The following is a 20108-nucleotide window of genomic DNA, read 5'->3' as shown; positions in this document are numbered from 1 at the left end:
TGCGGTTTGTCTCTTGTTTTTCTGCCCTATTGTCGCACAACCCCGCTTCCCTCGTCAGCGGAAAGAGCAGAGCGTCACGGAGCCGAGAACTAAGATATCCGCAAACGGAAGGTCATCCGCCCGATAAGGCAGATGGCCTTCGATGTCATGCCTAACCTTTCGGCCGCTCAGTTATGTGTGATGCACGAGTACGCCAGCATAGACAAACTGTTGCAGTGCTGAGCAGCGTTGAGGGGTGCATGGGTACACACTTAACTAAGGCGCCTTCCTTACCAAAGAACTCAAGCTAAGAGGCCCAATCATGAGTCACAGCATCAGCTTAGAAAACCGATGCCAACCAATTCCAGAATACTATCAGCGGATTGTTTCCCGCGTCATCGGACGTGAAAGCCGATTGCGCTGACGCTGCGTTTGTATCAGCACTGACCGTAGTTGTCGGAACACCGGTATTGGTGCCAGTCGTTTGCGAAAACCCTGTTTTGAAATAGGCGTCAAATGCCCCCCGATCGATATTAGCTGAACGCACCGATGAAGCATCAGATGTTTCAACCGTTGTGCCATACGAACCGGTTACTACTACCGTGATATCCGAATCGCCCGAAACTAATGTAGTACCCGATGCATCAACGATAGAAACCGTCTTGCCAGCGGTATCAACTACTTTGCCACCTGAGACAACATTAAGATTAGAAACGGTTGAATCCGCCGTTACCGTCCAGGTTGAAGTTGCATCCACGTTGATTGTCAGGTTGTCATCTTTTGTCGAAGTAGCATTCGCGTTGTCAACAATAGAAGCAGCACCCGTCCAGTTTGTTGAATCGAGCAGATAAACATTTGCCTGGCTGATTGTATCGGCTTGTATTGCGCCTGACATGGTTTCACCGATTCCCGTAAAGCTGAGCGTTGCACCGTTTGATCCGGCACTTCCCCAGTTGTTGGAATCGTTACCAGCCGCCAGCAGCAGATTAGCCGCACTTGAATCGAAATCGAGTGTCGTATTTGACAACACCACATCGGCTGACGTATTCGTTACATAGAACATCGCGCCTGACTCAATAGCACTACTCAGCGTGGAATCCGTTGCTTGGAAAAGAGCGCGCTCACCGGTGGTCGACTCAGCATCACCTGACGTTGACTGGTAAATAATTACTCCATCAGCCACCGGATCGGACGCAGTTGCCTTCGTAATCGTACTCGAAAGGGTTGAGTTCGAAATCATGATGGAGTTGAGTCCTTCCATGCCAGCAATCTGGCTGCCAGAAGCACTGCCCTTTACGTTATCAACTTCGATGTCGCCAGTGGAATACAGCACGGGTGAGCCACTACCGGCCGTAGAAATCGTCATATCATTTGCTGAAATATTGCCGCCTCCACGGTCGGTGGCAATGCCGGCGCTGTGATCACCCTGCGTGGTGATATATATACCATCTGCAACGATCGTCCCGTCATAGGTTGCATCAAGACCGCGGCTATTACCGGCAGTTGTAGAGATACTACCACCCGAGGCATACACAGTTCCCGAATCAGTTGCGAAGATGCCGTTAGAGCCTTCTGATGTCGCCGACAGATTGGCGTTAGACGCATAGGCAGTCGAATCTTCGCCCACTGACAACAGAACCGAGTTGAGGCCATAGAAATTGCAATTATCGCCATTTGTATCATCACCCGACTTGGATAGTGTCGAGCCTTCCAAGGTTAAAGTGCCTCCGTTTTCAGCAAGGACAGCATTGACGTCGGCGTCAGTTGCAGCAATTGATTCCCCTGATGAAGTCACCGCTGTACCATCAGCCGTCAAGGTGCCCGTATACGAACCGGTGTAGTCGAAACTCATCGTATCAGCTCCGCCACCGGGACCACCACCAGAAGGAGGAGCTCCGGCACCCTGTGCGCCGTCCGAGGGCATGCTTGGCGCTACATCGCCCGTGCCCGGTGCGCTCGACGTCGTGCTCGTGGAACTTGCAGTAGTTGTTGCATCCGCCTGCGTGGTTGCGGCATACACGAGTGCGGGAGTTGACCCAAGTGCCAGTGTTGCGGTAAGTGCTACCGCAACAACCTTGGCGGGAAGCGTCGTGCGTTTACGGGCGCGTTCGATGGATAGTGCATTTTGCGCTTGGGCGTTTGCGCGAGCGCAGGAGTTTATGGTGAAGTCTTTCATAGGTATCCCTCGTTTTCGTTTTATCTCAACCGATAGGTGCACTATACGGTTGGACTCTGAAAGATCCCTGAAACCCCGCATTGTCTTATATGGTACGCAGCGATGGCACACTGCATACCCACTAAAATGCCAGCTAAATGGATGAATAGGTGGATGATGGGTAGATAATGGCCAGATAGCTTAATCAGCTAACTGGCCCGTTGCTTAGCTAGTTGGTAGGCTGGTTGGTTAATAATTAGTAGGCTAGTTAGTTAGTTGCAAGCCAACTAACTAGTTAAATTCCTGCTGCGTTTTCTCAAGTCCATTACGTATGAGAAATGAAACAGCCTCGGCTGCAGTAGCACATCCAACCTGAAAGTCGTCTTGCGCTTCATGGCGCGGACGCGACAACACATAATCGGAAACGCTCATACGTCCGGGTGGGCGGCCAATGCCACAGCGTACGCGAAACCAATCACGCGTACCCAATTTGTCGCAAATGGAACGCAGGCCATTATGCCCCGCATGACCGCCACCAAATTTCACCCGAATGCGTCCTGGAGCAATATCAAGATCGTCGTGGATAACAATAAGATTATCAGGTGCAATGCCGTACGTATTGCAGAGCTGTTTGACTGGCCCACCTGATGTGTTCATATAACTTTGTGGCTTAGCAAGCACGACTTCTTCATTGGCAAGTACCCCACGAGCGCTCAGTGCACCGCATTCATTTTTCCAATACCGTGCACCGGCTTCATCAGCAAGAATGTCAATGGTGTCGAATCCCGCGTTATGGCGCGTATGCTCGTATTCTTCGCCCGGATTACCCAAGCCGACGATCAGATACATCAAACTCTACTCAAACAGAGCCGATACGCTGCCGCACTCATACACGTTTTTGATAGTCTTTGCAAACAATGGCGCCACAGAAACGACCCTGATTTTACCCGTTTGGCGATCAAGGGGCACCGGTACGGCATTGGTGACAACGACCTCTTCAATAGAAGAATTCTCAATGCGGTCATATGCTGGTCCACTGAATAGCCCGTGTGTCGCGCAGGCGTAAACCTCGCGCGCACCCTTCGCTTTAAGCGTTTCAGCAGCAGCAACTAACGAGCCGCCCGTATCGATCATGTCATCGTTGATAATGCAGATTTTGTCTTCAACATCACCAATGAGCGCGGTGATCTCAGACTGGTTATGCCGCGGACGATCTTTGTGCATAATCGCGATATCCGAATCAATCATCGTCTGGAACTTCTTCGCCGCTTTTGCGCGCCCTACGTCGGGAGAAACAACACAGAGTTCGTCAGGGTTGAACCCTTTATGCTTAAAGTAGTCGGCAAAAATGCTCATGGCCGTCATATGGTTAACAGGTATGTTGAAAAAGCCCTGAATAGCATCTTGGTGTAAGTCGAGAGCAATCATATTGGTAGCACCCGCAACCGAAATTAAATCAGCAACGAGTTTCGCGGTAATAGGCTCGCGCGACGCCGCTTTGCGCTCTTGGCGCGCGTAACCATAGTGCGTTACTACAGCCGAAATAGAACGAGCACTCGCCCGCTTGGCTGCATCAATCATAATAAGTAGCTCCATGAGCGCGTCGTTAATGTGCTCGCCGGCAATGGACTGAATAATGAAGACATCAGCACCGCGCACACTTTCCTGATAGCGCGCATAGATTTCGCCATTCGCAAATTTTTCAATGCGAACGTTACCCAGTGTCGTCCCAAGTTCTCCCGCAATCTCGCTTGCCAGATCAGGGTTGACCGTACCTGAAAATATGGCCATGCGCTTCTTCATTTCGGTGTTGAGTGCCATTCGATCCCATCCTTACTCGTCGGCAGACAAAAACCTTGTGCCTTTGGAGGCATACAGTACAACATTCGCAGATAGCAGAGCGGCATCTGCGAAAACTTCAAACGTTGTTCAGTGGGAAGCCTTCCAGTGGGGCTTTACCACCTGACGAGCACGAGCAAGAGCCAGGGCATCCTCAGGCACGTCTTCGGTAATTACTGATCCGGCTCCCACCAGAGAATGAGCACCAATCTTTACCGGAGCAACCATCATAGTATCGCTGCCGATAAAGGCACCATCACCGATTTCGGTAGGCCATTTCTTTTCGCCATCATAATTGCAGGTAATCGAGCCAGCCCCGATATTGACACCCTTACCCATTGTAGTATCGCCCATGTAGGACAGATGGGGCACCTTGCTATGCGCACCGATGGTTGACTTCTTGATTTCCACATGAGTGCCCACCTTAGCGCCTTCGCACAAATGAGTGCCCGGACGCAGATATGCCCGCGGGCCGCACACACAGCCGTCGTCGATACACGTCTCGTACGCTATGGTTTCATCAATCGTGCAGTTTCTTCCCACCTGCGTGTCAATCAGACGGGTCTGAGGACCAACGAGCGTACCAGTGCCCACAGACGTTGAACCCATAAGCATCACATTGGGGAGAATCTCGACATCGGTGTCGATCTGCACCTCCGGGCCGATCCATACCGAAGACGGATCAAGCATCGTCACACCAGCACGCATATGACGCTCATTGATGCGATCACGCATAATGGCTGATGCCTGAGCAAGCTGTACGCGGGTGTTAACCCCCAAGCACTCGCTGGCATCCGCAGCGCACAAACCAATAACAGGACGCCCTGCGTCACGCGCTATTGCGATGACATCAGGAAGATAAAATTCGCCTTGAGCATTATTACTATCAACCTTTCCAAGCGCATCAAAGAGCAGTGCGCCATCAAAGCAATAGAAACCCGCGTTGCATTCAGTAATACACGCTTCAGCATCGGTGCAGTCTTTTTGTTCAACAATGCGTTCGATTTGACCCTGCGCATCGCGCACGATGCGGCCATATCCCGTTGGATCGGGAGCCTGCATCGTCAACACCACGACACCAGCATCGGCTTCGGCACGCTTGCGGGCAAGCTCTTTAATCGTTTCAGCTGTAATCAGTGGGCAATCACCCGACAAAACCAACACCGATTGCTGGTGATTAGTGAGTACATCAGAGGCAGCAGCTACCGCATCGGCGGTGCCCAAACGCTGCTCTTGCACCGCCACCTGCGTGTCGCCTGCAACATACGGTTCAACCTGATCGCGACCGTGCCCGAGCACGCACACCACGTCTTCGATACCGGCTTCATGCGCGGCATCAACAACCCACCGCACGAGTGGTTTACCAAGCACCTCGTGAAGAACTTTAGGGCGTTGCGATTTCATACGCGTGCCGGCGCCCGCCGCCAGAATGATTGCCGATGCGTCCATCGTCTCCTCTTTCCAATAGCTAATACGCCCCGATGCGCTACTGGGCATCGGAAGCAAGTGCTGAACAGATAGCGTCCAGCAAGGTAATCGCATAATGTTGTGCCGAACGCCCCACCCCAGCATCTGCCCATTGAGTACCCGGCAGACAAATAGCAAGACGAGGTGGCACCTGGGATGCTGCCGCAAATGCAGCCGCAAGACGCAATGGAAGGGTTTCTTCGCTTTCGTACAAAACGAATGGAGCCTTATCCGATTTCTGCGCTTCATCAGCCACAATATGAACAAGGAACATCTCGTTGTCAGGAGCAACTAAAAGGTTTTCTGCACTGACAATCTTTGATGCGGGGTTCGTAGCTAACGCCAGATTAGACATACGTGCTGCAACACTCCGCGTAAATTCATCGGTACCAAACAGGCAGAGGGCATTGTGTTCAAGCACGCTTGCCGCACGCGCAAAACCAACATGTTTAGCAGCCTGTGGGCCTGGCTTGCCTTCCCATGAATGATGCAGATTAGCAATGGCTCTAAAGGTGAACGACCCGGCGATACCGTCGGAAGGTAAGCCCATGTTCATCTGAAAGAGGCGTAGCGCTAATTCGGTATGAGCACCAAACATGCCATCGGTTGAGGTGGCGAATCCTAGTGCGTCGAGTGCCTGCTGCAGTTCAGCAACATCATTGCCATGAAAGTACGGCATACGTAAATACAGAGTGCGATCCCCCAGACGGAAGGTGGCGTCGAGTAGAAGTGCCCAGACTTTATCGTCAACCTCGTCGCGCGGTGGGAAGCCAGAATCTTTGCAGAACGCCTTGAGAGCCGCAATAGTCGCATCATCGAATGTACCGGTCACCTGTTTGGTGCCCAGGTAGCCCAGCGACGCAAGTTTTTCCTGCACGTCTTGTACAGCAGCGCTGGCATCATGTTTGCGTATCGTTTCCATGGCAGCCATTGTAACGCACCTGACCATTTCAACATCCAAAGTCATGCATGCGCCCATAGCTTTCATAAAATCACAGGTAGCTTTTGACGTACCTATGCTCAACGCAGTTTAGCCACATGCACAAAGTACTCAACGGCTAAAGTTTGCAAGCAGGCGTCCGCCCATTTTTGCATACGAAGCAACTGAAAACACGAGAAACAGTGAAAGAATTTGTGTATCCCCAGACCTCTAGCGCAGACGATTCACAAACCAATCAGCCATCGACACCAAAAGATCGCGAGCTGGCGTTGGGTTAATCATCTCGACCAGGCGGTTCTTAGCAATACTCGTAAGATTTTCGGCATAGTTGCGCGCATACTCGATGCTGCCAGCTTCTTCCATAAGAGAAACGGCTTCAGCAAGAACACGAGGATCCTTTTCTCGTGAAGAAAGAATCTCAACAAGACGATCGCGTTGCGTGGATGCCTGCAGGGCATGCACAACCACAAGTGTACGTTTACCTTCGGTGATGTCGTTGCGGAAGTCTTTCTTTGTCGCTTCTTCAGCACCAATAAGATTAAGCAGGTCATCCTGAATCTGGAAGGCAAGTCCGGTATCAAGCCCATAGTTACGCAGACCTTCGATTTCGCCTTCGGTGCCACCACCGACAATCGCGCCGATAGCCAATGGAACAGCCCCGGAATAATGTGCAGTCTTATGGGTAGCCATCACCAGATAGTCTTCTGGCGTGATGTCATAGCGCCCATCGCGTGCCCAGCCGATGTCAAGCGCTTGACCCTCAATCGTGCGACGCGTCATGGTAATCAGTTCCGACACCACGCGCACCTTAGTTGCATCATCAAGCGCATCATCTTCCATGACGGTGCCATTAACCAATGAAAGCCCTAGATCACCTGCATTGATAGCCAAGCCCAGACCCTCGGTAAGATGCAGACACGGCTCGCCGCGACGCAATTCAGCTTCGTCGGCAATATCATCATGAATCAGTGCCGCCGTGTGAAAATGTTCGATCGCCGCCGCTGCGGACAGAGCACGATCGAGGTCACCCCCCACGGCACGACAGGCAGCAAAACAGATAAGCGGACGATGTCGTTTGCCTCCATTGCGGCTGTAGCGAAGCAACGGATCGTAGAGATACTTATTCATGTCGGGGTGGGAGCCCCGCGGAATAAAGCGGTTAACCAGATCTCCTACCTGATCAGCGTACGACGCAAGGTAATCCTCGAATGTTTCGGGTGTCTCTTCAACGGAATCCATGATTTCACGGATACTACGGGTGGTCTGGTCGGACACGATCGGGATAGTCCCTTCTGAATGGGCTTAAAGATGATGCACGCTATTTCCTCCATGAAACGACGATACGCACCGTTGTCGTATCGTCGTGGTAGGAGCGGTGGGACTCGAACCCACATATCCGAAGATGGCGGATTTTAAGTCCGCTGCGTCTGCCAATTCCGCCACGCTCCCCCATAACCATGTACGGGATTAAACGTACGCGCCCCATCATAACAAAAACCGCGGGCAGAACGACCCTACAGATAAAACAGCCATGGAAGAATAATTAAGAAGAACGGCAAGCGGTATCCATAATGATGCCTGCAAGAATATCTGATTCACTTGCAATGAAGCTGCCAGTACCTGCCGCGTGTACGGCATCAGAAAGTATAAGCAGACCTGCCACAATAATAGGTGCGCGTTGTGGCTGTAAGCCAACAACCTCTTCGCGTTCAGCGAGATTCAATGCCGCAAGGCGATCAATGAGGTTATCAAGCTCTGCTGCTTTCATTTCGCGCCCGTGCACACGCGACGAATCATAAGCTTCCATCGCATCTGCAACTGACACCGCTGTTGTCGCGGTACCCGCAACAGCAATAAGTCGCTGTGGCGGGACGATGACATTGTCAGGAGCGCCAACACTATTAGACATACTGGCATTGCTAGGCGCACTTACCCCGTCGGACGTACCAGCCTTATTGGACATACCAGTACCGTCGGACGAACTACAGGACGCATTACCAGTCGAATGACACGTACCTGAAGCACCTGAAGCAGCGAAGAAGCTCTCGAAGACCGGACGACACCAGTCGTGTATCGCCTTCATATCATCAGCACTGGGCGGATCAGTTTGTATGAAGCGTTCTGTCGCCCGTCGTGCACCTATGTTAAACGAATGGGACCTTCGGGGTGCGGCGCCGCCCTGTCCAACGATAATCTCGGTCGATCCACCACCAACATCGACAACAGCCACTTCTTCACCCGGAAAGGCCGCACTTGCACCCTGAAACGACAACTCAGCTTCTTTTTCACCGGATATCACCGTCAAGGTTAAGCCAAGCTGCGCTAATCGTGCCGTCAATTCACTGGCATTGCGGGCATCGCGACTCGCTGATGTCGCCATACAGCGTACCGTTATGGGAGCGTCCTGCCGGTAAGCATCAATGGTGTGCATAAACGAAGCAAGACAGTCCACCGTTCGATCGATCGCTGCTGGTGAAAGCACTCCTGTAGCATCGACTCCTTCTCCAAGATTCACAATGGTGCATTCACGAGCTACTTCGTTGATACGTGCGTCAGCAACATCGGCAATAAGCAGTCGACACGTAACCGTTCCGATATCGATTGCTGCAATGCGCTGTTCCATTTACGAGTCCTTATAACCAAAAAAGGCATCGAGTATTCCTGAATACCAGGTAGTAGGCGCTTTCACTTCTGATGCGGCATCCGCCTTTGAAGAGGCGTTTGTGGACTGGTCTCTGTCGGAAGAAAGACCTGATACTGAAACTGAATTCTCCCCTTCTTTAACCCAGCCATAGTCTTCACGTGCACGATCTTCAATACCTTCATCGGTCGATAAGCTTTCGACATCAGACTGCAACTGGCTATTTTCTTGCGAAACTCGATTGTATTCAGCCTGGGTTTTAGCAGCGTCGCGCGAAGCGATGTAGTAATCCTTTGCGGGTGCATACAAAAAGGCACCACAGAGCACAAGAAACGCTACCACGCATACCGGTACAACCCACCGTTGTCGAGAAGATGTTGCAATAGAAGCAGAGCCGGCGCGCGACGTGGTACGCGCGGCGGTATTCTGCATGCGGCTTGACTTGCGATGCACGCGTCCCATATGGGTGGAATAGAGTGCTGCCTTGGGACGTGCGCTGTTAGACGATTCGTGGGTAGTGTCATCACCGGTGCGCACCGATCGATCAAAGCGTTTGTCGAGGCGTTTTTTTTGTAAGCCCTTGAAGAAAGAAGTAATGCGCCCCGATTGCTGTTGACGTGCAGATACATGCGGACGGGTCGAGTGGCGTGACGACGCTGTACTCGCAGAGCGGCAAAACGATTCTTCGCGTGCGGAAGATTGAATGCGGCGACCAGAACGACGGACTGATCCCGCCTGTGAAGAGGATGCCGCCCCTGTAGAACGACGGGCTGGTTGCGAAGAAGACTCTCCACGTGCAGAAGAACGCGACGACGCGGTGCGAGTAGCACGACGAGTAGACGGACGAGCAGCACGCGTCGACTGCTCGCGGGCAGGACGACGCGCTTCCTCGAAATCGAGAATACGTGCTTCATGTTCCGACGTTCGGCGTGCCATTGGCACCTCTCAATAATTCAAACAGCTTGACGATTATTCTTCGTCGAGCGCCTCGGCGATCTCGTCGGTAATGTCCATCGTATGGAAAACGCTCTGCAGGTCTTCGAGTTCTTCAAGTCGATCAACTAAACGCATAACTTTCTTTGCGTCAGACACCGATACGGTCGTTGGTGTTGTAGGCTCCATGACGAATTCAGCACCGCTTGTCTCAATGCCCTGTTCTTCAAGACCCTTCTTCACCGCCATCAGGTCACCCGGAGCGGTGTAGACAATCCACTGATCTTCGGCATCGTCGTAATCGTTACCGCCTGCTTCGGCTACTGCGAGCATGAACTCATCCTCATCAGCAGCGTTTTCTTTATCGGGAACCTTCTTTTCGTCGCTCTTGATAACCTTATCAACGCGAATCTGACCCTTGCGCTCAAATTGGAACGCCACCGAACCAGAGGTGCCAAGTGAACCACCCGCATGCGTAAAGGCACTACGTACGTCAGCCGCAGTACGGTTGCGGTTATCGGTAAGCGCTTCGCAATAGATTGCAACACCAGCTGGACCATATCCTTCATAGACAACGGTCTCGTAGCTTGCAGCGTCCTTGCCCGAGCCAAACGCCTTGTCAATGGCTGTCTTGATTTTGTCCTTGGGCAGCGAATAGCCCTTAGCCTTTTCAATAGCAGCAGCAAGGGAAGCGTTGTTGTCGGGATTGGGGTCGCCCCCTTCTTTAGCCGCAACAGTAATGTTACGAGAAAGCTTGCCGAACAGCGCAGAACGCTTTGCGTCCTGAGCTGCCTTGCGGTGCTTGGTAGTCGCCCACTTAGAATGCCCTGACATAGCACTTCCTTCTTGAGAGGTATCAATCCGATAGCAGTGCGCCACCGAACAGGCAGGACTGCTTTCAGACCGTCACCGGAGGTGCATGCAAGCTGTTAGTTTACCATAGGAGCTGCAAGCTTCCATTTCGTTCAAGGGAATGACATGCTCCTATGAACGTCCCCCTGAACACCGGTCTCGTACTGTATGCTTAGGCGCTTTCACGCTGCCAAAGCCCCGTTTTGCCGCCGTCTTTTACGAGTAGGCGCACCTCTTGAATTTCCATGCCTCGATCAACCGCTTTGCACATATCATAAATGGTCAAGCATGCCACACTCGCAGCAGTCAGAGCTTCCATTTCTATACCAGTCTGACCGGTAACTTTGCAGGTGCTCTGCACATGAACACCCACCAGCCCATCGGTACGCTCACCCGCATATACGGGCTTGCATTCAATTTCCGATTTGGTAATCGCCAGCGGATGACATAAGGGAATAAGTGAACTGGTCTGCTTACTTGCCATAATGCCCGCGATGCGCGCACATGCAAAGACATCACCCTTCGGGGCCGTGCCATCTACAATCATGGACAGAGTTGCAGGATTCATCGAGATGAATCCTTCGGCAATTGCAATACGCTGTGTGCTCGCCTTTTCGCCTACATCAACCATACGTGCGGCACCGTGTTCATCTATATGAGTCAAGCCACTCATGTTAGTAACCTCTTCTATCACTACGCCTACTCTGTCTGACGGTACAGTGTACCGTTACTGTCGTACCGAGCACAGGCAATCAATACGCCTAGCCACCGATTGCATTCATGTTTGTTTGCGTTGCACGCGCATGATCGCCTTCATGATGTTCACTCGGCTTCATGCCGCAAGCCGCATCAATGACCGCGTTCAACGCTGCATCATTACCAGCACGCAGCGGCGTGCGCACATCGTATTCCTTATCGGAAAACAGGCACGGACGCAGTCCACCCGTACTCGTAAGGCGCAAACGATTACAGTCGCCACAAAAATGGCGCGATAAGGGCGAAATAAACCCAACGGTACCCAATGCCTGTGGGAAATGATAGTAGCGAGCAGGACCGCCACCAACAGGCCGATTATTGCCTTCGGCAGCAACAAGCGTCCCGATACCAGCTGCTTGCGCCCCTTCGTCGATTTGGCGCCGAATGTCGTCGCAACTCACCACATCTTCAGGACCCCAACCAGCCCCACACGTTCCCGATGAATTGCCAACAGGCATATACTCGATGAACCGTATATGCAGTGGACGGTCGAGTGAAAGCTTGGCAAAAGCCAGATAGTCCTGGTGCAAACTGCGCACCGCAACCGCATTTATCTTTACTGGATCGAACCCCACTTCAAGAGCCGCATCGATTCCCTCGAGCACACTTTCAATGTGGCCCAGACGCGTTATCTGAGTAAATTGAGCAGGGTCAAGTGTATCAAGAGAAATATTCACGCGCCGAAGACCAGCGCGATGCAGTTCAGGAGCCATTTTCTTTAAGAGCACACCGTTTGTTGTCAACGAGATGTCATCAATGCCTTCGATAGCAGAAAGACGCTCAATCAAGCCGGCAACACCTTTGCGCACTAATGGCTCGCCACCTGTCAGACGTACCCGCTGCACACCGCGCTGTGCAGCCACCTGCACAAATCGGACAATTTCGTCGTAACGTAGGATTGTATCGTGCGGCACCTGGAGAATGCCGTCAGCGGGCATACAGTATACGCAGCGTAGGTTGCACCGATCGGTCAACGAAATACGCAAGTAATCAATGGTCCGCCCGTGTGAATCTTTCACGGCTATCCTCCTTCCCGCTTTCTACCTGCTTCGGTAGATTTCTCCATGCTTCGATAGCTTTTTGTACGCTTTGTAAGCTTACCGCGCGCAGGAAGCCGCAGCAAGAAAGCCACACAGTCGTTACCATGCTGCCTTCCAGCGGTTCAAGATTTGCCAATTATTGATACTTTGCCAATTATTGATACACCACGTGCAGTCGTTCGGGCGGAATACGCACGAGCAGTTCGTCACCAACATGCGGACAGAGTGCCTCGTCGGTATCAAGCAAGCTCACCCGCCAGGAAAGGCGCTGGTGCAAGTAACGCATCTCTTCCTCTTCGGCTTCTACCATGCGCGCAGCGTCTTCATCGCGATCGAGAAAGCGCAGCAGTGATAACCGATCGAAACGAGAATCGATCGCGCGGTCAACCCGCATGCGAAAGACGTTTTCACCCGGCGCTGCTGCACGCTCAATATGGAAAGCACGCACACCAACAGCTTGTACGTCTTCACTCACCGTATTGGGGCAGGTAAGCTCGATACCCCACTGAGGGCAGTACACCGTATGCGCATCTCTCCACTGTACACGCGCAACGTTTTTAACCCCCGACAATTTCAAAGCGGCGATGCTTTGAGGATGGTCAACCAGACTTCGAGCAGCATCAATCTCGCGCACGCGACCGTCTTCCATCACCGCAATCGTGTCGCAGAAACGCACCGCCTCATCGATATCGTGGCTCACATACAGGATGGTGCCCTCAAATGCTTCGAACAGACTTGATAAGTTCTGCTCAAGTAAGTCCTTCAAATGGGCATCGAGTGCCGAAAATGGCTCGTCGAGCATCAGAATACCCGGACGAGCTGCCAACATACGGGCCAGAGCAACCCGCTGCTGCTGTCCACCCGAAAGCTGTGCTGGATAACGCCTGGAAAAATGACTCACATCGAAACGTGCAAGTTCGCGTTCCACCAATCGCCGTCGCTCTTCGGCTGGCAGCCGACGTGGAATACCTGCCGCGACATTATCAGCCACCGTTAAGTTGGGAAACAACATGTAGTTCTGAAACAGAAGCGCTGTCTTGCGCTGCTGAGCAGACAGATTGATGCCCGCTTCAGAATCGAAAAATACCTCGTCGTTCACAACAATGCGGCCCTCGTCGGGGCTTTCGATGCCCGCAATGCAACGCATGGTCATCGTCTTGCCGCAACCCGAAGCGCCCAACAGGCCAAATACTCCTCGGCTGGCCGTAAATGACACATCAAGATCGAAAGAAGGAAGATGCTTTTTGATGGTGATCTCTAAGCTCATCGGGTAGCCCCCTTCCGATAGCGCACCGTTCGGCGACCCCACAAGTTAATAAACATGATCACTAAGAAACTGAAGGCCATAATTACGACCGTCCAGAATATGGCCGTGTCGGTGTTACCGTTCATCCATTCGAAGTAGATTGCAATGGGGATAGTGCGTGTGACACCAAGGTAGTTGCCCGCCAAGAACAACGTGGCACCAAATTCACCAAGAGCGCGCGCAAAGGCAAGTACCGTACCAGCTGCAATACTGCTCCACGACAGCGGCAGCATCAGCTTGAAGAAGATACGTGCGTTACTCCAACCGAGCGTGCGGGCCGCGTCAAGCATTACAGGATCAAGCGATTCAAAGGCACCGCGCGCCGAGCGGTACATCAGCGGAAACGCCACTACAACAGCGGCAATAACCGTTGCCGGCCAGCTAAATATCAGGGGAAATCCAACCGATATAAACCAGCGACCCACCCCCGTATTATTGCCGAGTGCCAGCAGCAAAATGAAGCCGCATACCGTTGGCGGAAGCACCATAGGAATGGTAAAGATAGCGTCGAACACATCGCGCCACCGCGCCGAAAGCCCTAAGCAGAAATACGCCGCTGCCAGCCCCAGTACGAAGATGAACACGATAGCGCATCCTGTGGTCTTCAACGTCACCCACAAAGGAGAATAGTCGATCGACGAAAGAAAGCCCCCGAGCGATTCTATCCACGTTGGAGCCGGTGCAATAGCAGCATCATCAAAGGCAACTAGTTCAGCAAAACAAGCATGCGTCAACTTAATGGGTACTGCACCATCAGGTAAGTCACGCTCGGAATCGGTGATATCACCACCAGCGGTATCAGTGATACATTCGTAGATGCACCCGTCACCAAAGTCTTGATTAAAGTGAAAAACAGCGCCATCAACTTCAAACGTTTCGTCGCTTGTGAAGTACCAGCGCGCGCTACTTCCTAAAACCGCTCCACCATTCGCATTTGCTGCATCAAGAGCACCCACCATTGAACGCAACGCAGCACGATCGGCCTCAGCAGAAAGGGTAAGCCCCTCACGGGCAGCGGCTTCAGGTGAAACATACACAACGGCGTAATCGGGCGTGGCAATCAGCACCATCGAAGGAGCATGCGACCCCGCGTAATAGGCATAGCCGCGATACGCATCGGCAATAGCGCGGTTACTTCCCACTTGCGCCCGCGAAAATTCACTGAGGGCAAAGGATACTGCCGTGCTTCGTGCTGCCGTATTATCGGAAGACACTTCAAGGGAACCTGCGCTATCACCAGCGCTTCCAGCGGCATTCTCAGCAGTAGTTCCCGTGCTCGCAGCAGCACTACTACTGGCACCCCCAGCACCAGTACCATGAGCAGCTTCGGAAGATGAAGCGCTTTCTGACGCAGTTGCCTGCTGAGAGATACTTGCTGCGGCGCTTGATCGAGTGGTTGGATCGTCCACATCACCCGTTGCATCATCATCCGCCCAGGCAATGGAGGGAAAAACCAAAAAAGCCAGCATCAATGCAACTAAACATGCTACAAAGCACGTGCGCAGGTGCCGCCACGCTATGCATATAGCGCTATCCAAATTGTTCCCCATGGTTACCTATCCATCCACTGAGTGGAAAGGGGCCTCAGAGGACCCCTTTACCATTAGATCTGAAAGAAAGAACTAAAGAGTAGCGTGCCTTAGGCAGCCATCTCAAAGCCCCACTTCTGCCATACAGCAAGTGCCTCGGGATCGGTGGTGCACCAATCGAGGAATGCTTGTGCTTCAGCAGCATGATCGGTCTGAGCCGTAATGGCAGCCGGATAGATAATATTCTTATGCGTGTTAGCTGGCACAGTGCCAACCACCTTGACGCCACCAAAGCGGTACACATCAGAGGTGTACACGAAAGCGATATCCACATCGCCTGACTGTGCTTGCTTGCAAACGTTTCCAACACTTGTCTGCAGTGAAACCATGCCATCGGCAGCAAGCGCACCAGAGAATTGGCCACCCTTGCCAGTAGCATCTTTACCGGTTGTACCATCAGGCTCGGTGTAGCAGCCAACGGTCGACAGTGACTGGCAGGCATAATTGCCAGCAGGAACCGATTCGTCACCAACGGCAACCTTATATTTGCCGGCAGCAATATCGTCGAGCGATACTTCAGTGATAGCGTCGTTCTTTTCGCTTGTCACCATAACAAGATCGTTCTTGAACATGTTAAAACGCGTGGGGGCATCGACATAGCCGGCGCTCTCAGCATCATCCATCTTCGCCTTTGAAGCAGAAATCAGTACGTCAGCTGAAGCGCCACCTGCGAGCAGTTCGTTCAGCTCGCCCGATGACTTGTACTGCGTATCGGCGAACGTGATGCCGCTATGATCGCGCGTATAGAGCTGCTGTACTTCGTCCATTGCCTTGGATAAAGAATTTGCTGCAAAAATTTGTAGCTGTGTTGTCTCTTTAGCGGAGCTGTCCACGTTAGAGGCGTTGTCAGTGCTGGCTGTAGTGCCCGACGAGCAACCAGCGAGCGCCAATGCACAGACAAATGCGAGGCATGAGGCAACTGAAATCAGCCACTTCCCCTTGTTCTTCATATCTGTTCCTTTCTCGACGAGCACAGATGCTCATCTAATTCCTCTGGCGCACTTATATATGCGCCTGGCAACAAACACGCGCCACTTATAAAGCGACGCGTGTTTTATAGCCAACTGGAACTATTCTAACAGATATATAAGGTTATCGAGCGGAAACTCCCTGGTCTCGTGGATAGTCCCTCGTAAGCGGTCGAACGGTATTATCGGCTGCAACGCCAAGCCCGCACGGCAAGACCCGCTCCAGCCAGAGCAGCAAACCCAAGCATGCCGGCCAGTGGCATAAATCCATCGGCTGTCAGCGGAAGTACACTTGACTCGGGTGTCGGAGGCTCCGGGCTAGGAGAAGGTTCGGGGTTCGGTGACGGTTCTGGGTTAGGACCAGGATTGGGATTGTCTGGAACCTCAGGCTTCTGTTCGTCCTTCACGGTCTGAATCGTGGCCGCATTCGAAGTTACGGTTACTGTATACGTTTCATCGTTTACGAGATATCCCTCAGGCGCAGTAACCTCTTTGATCGTGTACTGACCTGCTACCAGTCTGTCCGTAATTGCTTCGCCGTTTTCATCGGTTGTCAAGCTGTAGGTCCTTGTCGGATCTGACACGCTCGTAATCGTGAATACAGCACCGGCAAGTTTTACCGTCTCGTCAGATGCAGAAACCTTAATGATTTTGATCTTACTGAACAGGCTGCCTTCACCGTTACCGTTTGAGCCGGTGTAATGATAGCTTGAACTGGCTTCCTTGGTCTTTTCAGTTGAAACAAGCTTAATGTGATTCAACAGCTTCATACCGGGCTTGTACGTGGTCTTGTAGCGCAGCACGTACTGGTCACCATTGATGTTGCCCATCGGGTATGTAAAAGAAGTACCATCGGCAGAAATCTGAACGGAGCTGTTGATATCATTTCGTGAAATGACCGATGTCGTATGCCCAAACTCGTCCATGGTGACATGTTGCAATTCAAATGAACCCGCTATGTAGTGAATACCATCGAGCCCTTGATCTGAGGTGAGATGATCGCTTATCACGACATTAGTCAGGTTATCTTTCATGTGGTTGATACGAACATACCAGACCGTGGTATTTGGATCGCTGCCATCCTGTTCGCCCCACTTACCAACGGTTTCGTCAACAAGCTTCCATGGGTCAATCACTTTAACCGTACTTGTCTTCGTTTTGCCGCCGGTCTCAATAGTGAAGTTATTATTCTCGTTAGGGGTAATCCTTGAAGTATTGAAGCGCGTTTTAACCTGGATGTTACCCTTGATATCATAACGGTTGTTCACGTAGTTGGTGAAAGTAACATGGACCTTGCCACCATTGTTGTCTGGTCCAGGTTGAATTTCGCCATGCGCAATAACATTGCCGTCGCTATCGGTGATGTCAAAGTTGGAATTGCCCTCAGGGAATTTCATCTGATCGGGCAATTTGATATCGAAATAGTCGCCCTCATGAATCGATTTACCACTAGCATCCCAATCCATACTTAAAAAGAAGTTGTAATTGGCACGGATTTCAGTGGTGTCGTTATGATCCATATTTTTGAACTTGAAACCTGTCAGGTTGACAGAGACTTCTTGTCCAGCACCAGGACGCTGCAGTGGACCCGCACGGGTTAAGCCGGCGGTCAACAGAGCATCAGATACATCTGTCGCAAGACTCGATACAGCCAGTGGCGTTGCAACATCAAGGCTATTCGTGGTCGCATCTTCACTCACAGTAGCCTGCATATCGGCTGTTGCTGAAGATGCTGACGACGTGTCAGCAGTAGGGGTTTCTTCAGTTACAGAATCTGTGCTGTTGATAGTAGCAGTGGCATCAGTTGCCTCGGTGGAATCTGCAGCAGCAGGCGCTGCTGTCGTATCCACTACACCAGTTGATGTAGGAGCTACCGCGTCGACTGATACAGCCGGTGTGCTCGACTCAGTAGTCGTATCGTCCGCGAACGCCTGGAGCGACCCCGCGGGAATCATAAGCCCTGCAACAAGCAGTACGCTCATGAGGTAGGAGAGTTTTCGTTTCATTGACCTTCCTTCCCCCTCCTGGTATCTCATTTTTGGGTGAAATACGCAGTGGGCAGCCTCTCAGCTGCCCTTTTGTTTACCCACATTTAGCTTACCAGCAAATATAGTCGTGTACAAAAAACGACGCCCCCCCCCCCACAAAATCGGTAAAAAGGCAGGTCGTTACAAATAGAAAACCAGTTTATTGGAGGTTTAAAGTACTTAATTCCCGCTGAAATGTATAAGGAGCAACAATATCTGAAACTCTTGACAGCTTATTCGCAACCGATTTCGCTTTGCACAACCGTGGCAATCGCTTCACAATGCAAGCGCGCCTGGGCTTCATCTGCTGCTTCCACCATGACACGAATCAGCGGCTCAGTACCACTTGCACGCACGAGTACACGCCCAGCATCGCCCATCTCTTGTTCGGCCGAAGTAATGGCAGCGCGAATGGCTTCATTGGAAGAAATAGCATCTTTGTTTGACACGCGAACATTAATAAGTTCTTGGGGGTAGCGCGTCATAACTGCAGCGGCTTGTGCAGGCGTCTTGCCAGCCCGTTCGCAACAGACCAGAAACTGACACGCAGTCATAAGACCATCGCCTGTAGAGTTGTATTCTAAAAAAATCGTATGCCCGCTCTGTTCTCCCCCAATACGATAATCAGCATCACGCATGCATTCGAGTACATGACGGTCACCCACAGCAGTCTGCTTAACTGCAATGCCATGCGCTTCCATTGCGCGAACAAAACCAAGGTTGCACATAACGGTCGACACCACCGTGTTGCCAGCGAGACGCCCCTGCTCTTTCATATCGAGTGCGCAGGCAGCTTCGACCATGTCGCCATCAATTTCATTGCCTGCCGCATCAACAAAGAGCACGCGATCGGCGTCACCATCATGGGCAATACCAATATCGGCACCAGTTGCGGCTACCAATTCTTTGAGTGGCTCCAGGTGAGTTGAACCACAATCAACATTGATGTCATAGCCATTGTAATTGTCATTAATCACCACAACTTCAGCGCCCAGACGCCGCAATGCCTCAGGCGAGGTAACTGAACTCGCTCCGTGAGCACAATCGAGTGCGATTTTCCAGTGAGACAGATCTATTCCCTGGCTGCGCACGGCTTCAATCGCATGATTGATATATACCTCACGGGCATTGTTAACCAAAACAATATTCCCCACTGCTGCACCCGTGGGACGTTCAGAAACGGAAAGGCCACCTGCGAAAACGTATTCTTCGATAGCTTCTTCGGTCGTCACCGGTAGCTTATAGCCATTCCCATCGAAAAACTTAATGCCGTTATACTCCGGTGGATTATGGGATGCACTGATAACAATACCACCATCAGCCTGCATAGTGCGCGCTAAAAGGGCTACCGCCGGAGTGGGAATAACCCCCAGTGCCTGCACGGTGCCGCCCGCCGACATAATGCCAGCTGCAAGAGACGACTCCAGCATATCGCCTGAGCGACGCGTGTCTTTGCCTACAGTAATAACGCTACCGAGAAAGTGAACCGCTGCTTGTCCGAGGCGAAACGCTGCCTCACACGTCAGTTCGCTGTTTGCTACACCGCGTGCGCCATCGGTTCCAAATAACTTTCCCATCGTCGTCCCTTCTCGCTTACCTGGCATGGTATGCAGATG

The 20108-nt window shown here is 52.0% G+C and carries 16 protein-coding genes and 1 tRNA gene; all 17 read right to left on the bottom strand.

Features of this window, described 5'->3' with window-relative positions; genetic code table 11:
* Positions 1-319: 319 nt before the first annotated feature.
* The 17 genes from CCUR_RS01980 to glmM all read right to left on the bottom strand — a co-directional run bounded on the left by CCUR_RS01980 (position 320) and on the right by glmM (position 20069).
* Positions 320-2155, bottom strand: a complete 1836-nt coding sequence (locus CCUR_RS01980) for a beta strand repeat-containing protein (protein WP_012802810.1) — start codon at positions 2153-2155, stop codon at positions 320-322.
* A gap of 270 nt (positions 2156-2425) precedes the next feature.
* Positions 2426-2983, bottom strand: coding sequence for an aminoacyl-tRNA hydrolase (gene pth, locus CCUR_RS01975; protein ID WP_012802809.1), 558 nt, complete (start codon positions 2981-2983; stop codon positions 2426-2428).
* A gap of 6 nt (positions 2984-2989) precedes the next feature.
* The gene (locus CCUR_RS01970) at positions 2990-3955 is read right to left on the bottom strand and encodes a ribose-phosphate diphosphokinase (protein ID WP_012802808.1); all 966 of its coding nucleotides are present in this window, start codon (positions 3953-3955) and stop codon (positions 2990-2992) included.
* 108 nt (positions 3956-4063) lie between these two features.
* Positions 4064-5422 carry a bifunctional UDP-N-acetylglucosamine diphosphorylase/glucosamine-1-phosphate N-acetyltransferase GlmU gene (gene glmU / locus CCUR_RS01965; protein ID WP_012802807.1) on the bottom strand — a complete coding sequence of 453 codons (1359 nt, stop codon included), beginning with the start codon at positions 5420-5422 and terminating at the stop codon, positions 4064-4066.
* A gap of 37 nt (positions 5423-5459) precedes the next feature.
* Positions 5460-6371, bottom strand: coding sequence for a peptidoglycan-binding domain-containing protein (locus CCUR_RS01960; RefSeq protein WP_012802806.1), 912 nt, complete (start codon positions 6369-6371; stop codon positions 5460-5462).
* Positions 6372-6590: 219 nt separating this feature from the next.
* Positions 6591-7619: a polyprenyl synthetase family protein gene (locus CCUR_RS01955; protein WP_041225454.1), complete on the bottom strand. Its 1029-nt coding sequence runs from the start codon at positions 7617-7619 to the stop codon at positions 6591-6593.
* A 125-nt stretch (positions 7620-7744) separates the two neighbouring features.
* Positions 7745-7829: transfer RNA gene (locus CCUR_RS01950), tRNA-Leu, on the bottom strand.
* Between the two features lie 94 nt (positions 7830-7923).
* Positions 7924-9003 (bottom strand): Ppx/GppA phosphatase family protein, encoded by a 1080-nt coding sequence (locus CCUR_RS07535; protein ID WP_012802804.1) that lies wholly within the window; start codon positions 9001-9003, stop codon positions 7924-7926.
* Positions 9004-9957 carry an FtsB family cell division protein gene (locus CCUR_RS07205; protein WP_012802803.1) on the bottom strand — a complete coding sequence of 318 codons (954 nt, stop codon included), beginning with the start codon at positions 9955-9957 and terminating at the stop codon, positions 9004-9006. It abuts the gene before it with no gap.
* 33 nt (positions 9958-9990) lie between these two features.
* Positions 9991-10788, bottom strand: a complete 798-nt coding sequence (locus CCUR_RS01935; protein WP_012802802.1) for a YebC/PmpR family DNA-binding transcriptional regulator — start codon at positions 10786-10788, stop codon at positions 9991-9993.
* Positions 10789-10978: 190 nt separating this feature from the next.
* A complete protein-coding gene (gene moaC, locus CCUR_RS01930) occupies positions 10979-11479 on the bottom strand; it encodes a cyclic pyranopterin monophosphate synthase MoaC (RefSeq protein ID WP_012802801.1) in 501 nt (166 codons plus the stop codon).
* An 88-nt stretch (positions 11480-11567) separates the two neighbouring features.
* Positions 11568-12581 carry a GTP 3',8-cyclase MoaA gene (moaA, locus tag CCUR_RS01925; protein WP_012802800.1) on the bottom strand — a complete coding sequence of 338 codons (1014 nt, stop codon included), beginning with the start codon at positions 12579-12581 and terminating at the stop codon, positions 11568-11570.
* 175 nt (positions 12582-12756) lie between these two features.
* Positions 12757-13869, bottom strand: a complete 1113-nt coding sequence (locus CCUR_RS01920; RefSeq protein ID WP_012802799.1) for a sulfate/molybdate ABC transporter ATP-binding protein — start codon at positions 13867-13869, stop codon at positions 12757-12759.
* A complete protein-coding gene (modB, locus tag CCUR_RS01915) occupies positions 13866-15458 on the bottom strand; it encodes a molybdate ABC transporter permease subunit (RefSeq protein ID WP_012802798.1) in 1593 nt (530 codons plus the stop codon). The genes CCUR_RS01920 and modB overlap by 4 nt, the downstream gene beginning before the upstream one ends.
* Before the next feature lie 89 nt (positions 15459-15547).
* The gene (modA, locus tag CCUR_RS01910; protein WP_012802797.1) at positions 15548-16447 is read right to left on the bottom strand and encodes a molybdate ABC transporter substrate-binding protein; all 900 of its coding nucleotides are present in this window, start codon (positions 16445-16447) and stop codon (positions 15548-15550) included.
* Positions 16448-16647: 200 nt separating this feature from the next.
* Positions 16648-18471 carry an Ig-like domain-containing protein gene (locus tag CCUR_RS07200; protein WP_012802796.1) on the bottom strand — a complete coding sequence of 608 codons (1824 nt, stop codon included), beginning with the start codon at positions 18469-18471 and terminating at the stop codon, positions 16648-16650.
* Positions 18472-18725: 254 nt separating this feature from the next.
* A complete protein-coding gene (glmM, locus tag CCUR_RS01900) occupies positions 18726-20069 on the bottom strand; it encodes a phosphoglucosamine mutase (RefSeq protein WP_012802795.1) in 1344 nt (447 codons plus the stop codon).
* Between the last annotated feature and the right edge of the window lie 39 nt (positions 20070-20108).

This window comes from Cryptobacterium curtum DSM 15641 (assembly GCF_000023845.1).
Lineage (GTDB): Bacteria > Actinomycetota > Coriobacteriia > Coriobacteriales > Eggerthellaceae > Cryptobacterium > Cryptobacterium curtum.
The sequence above is the reverse complement of the archived record's forward strand: the minus strand, read 5'-3'. Positions and strand labels throughout refer to the sequence as shown.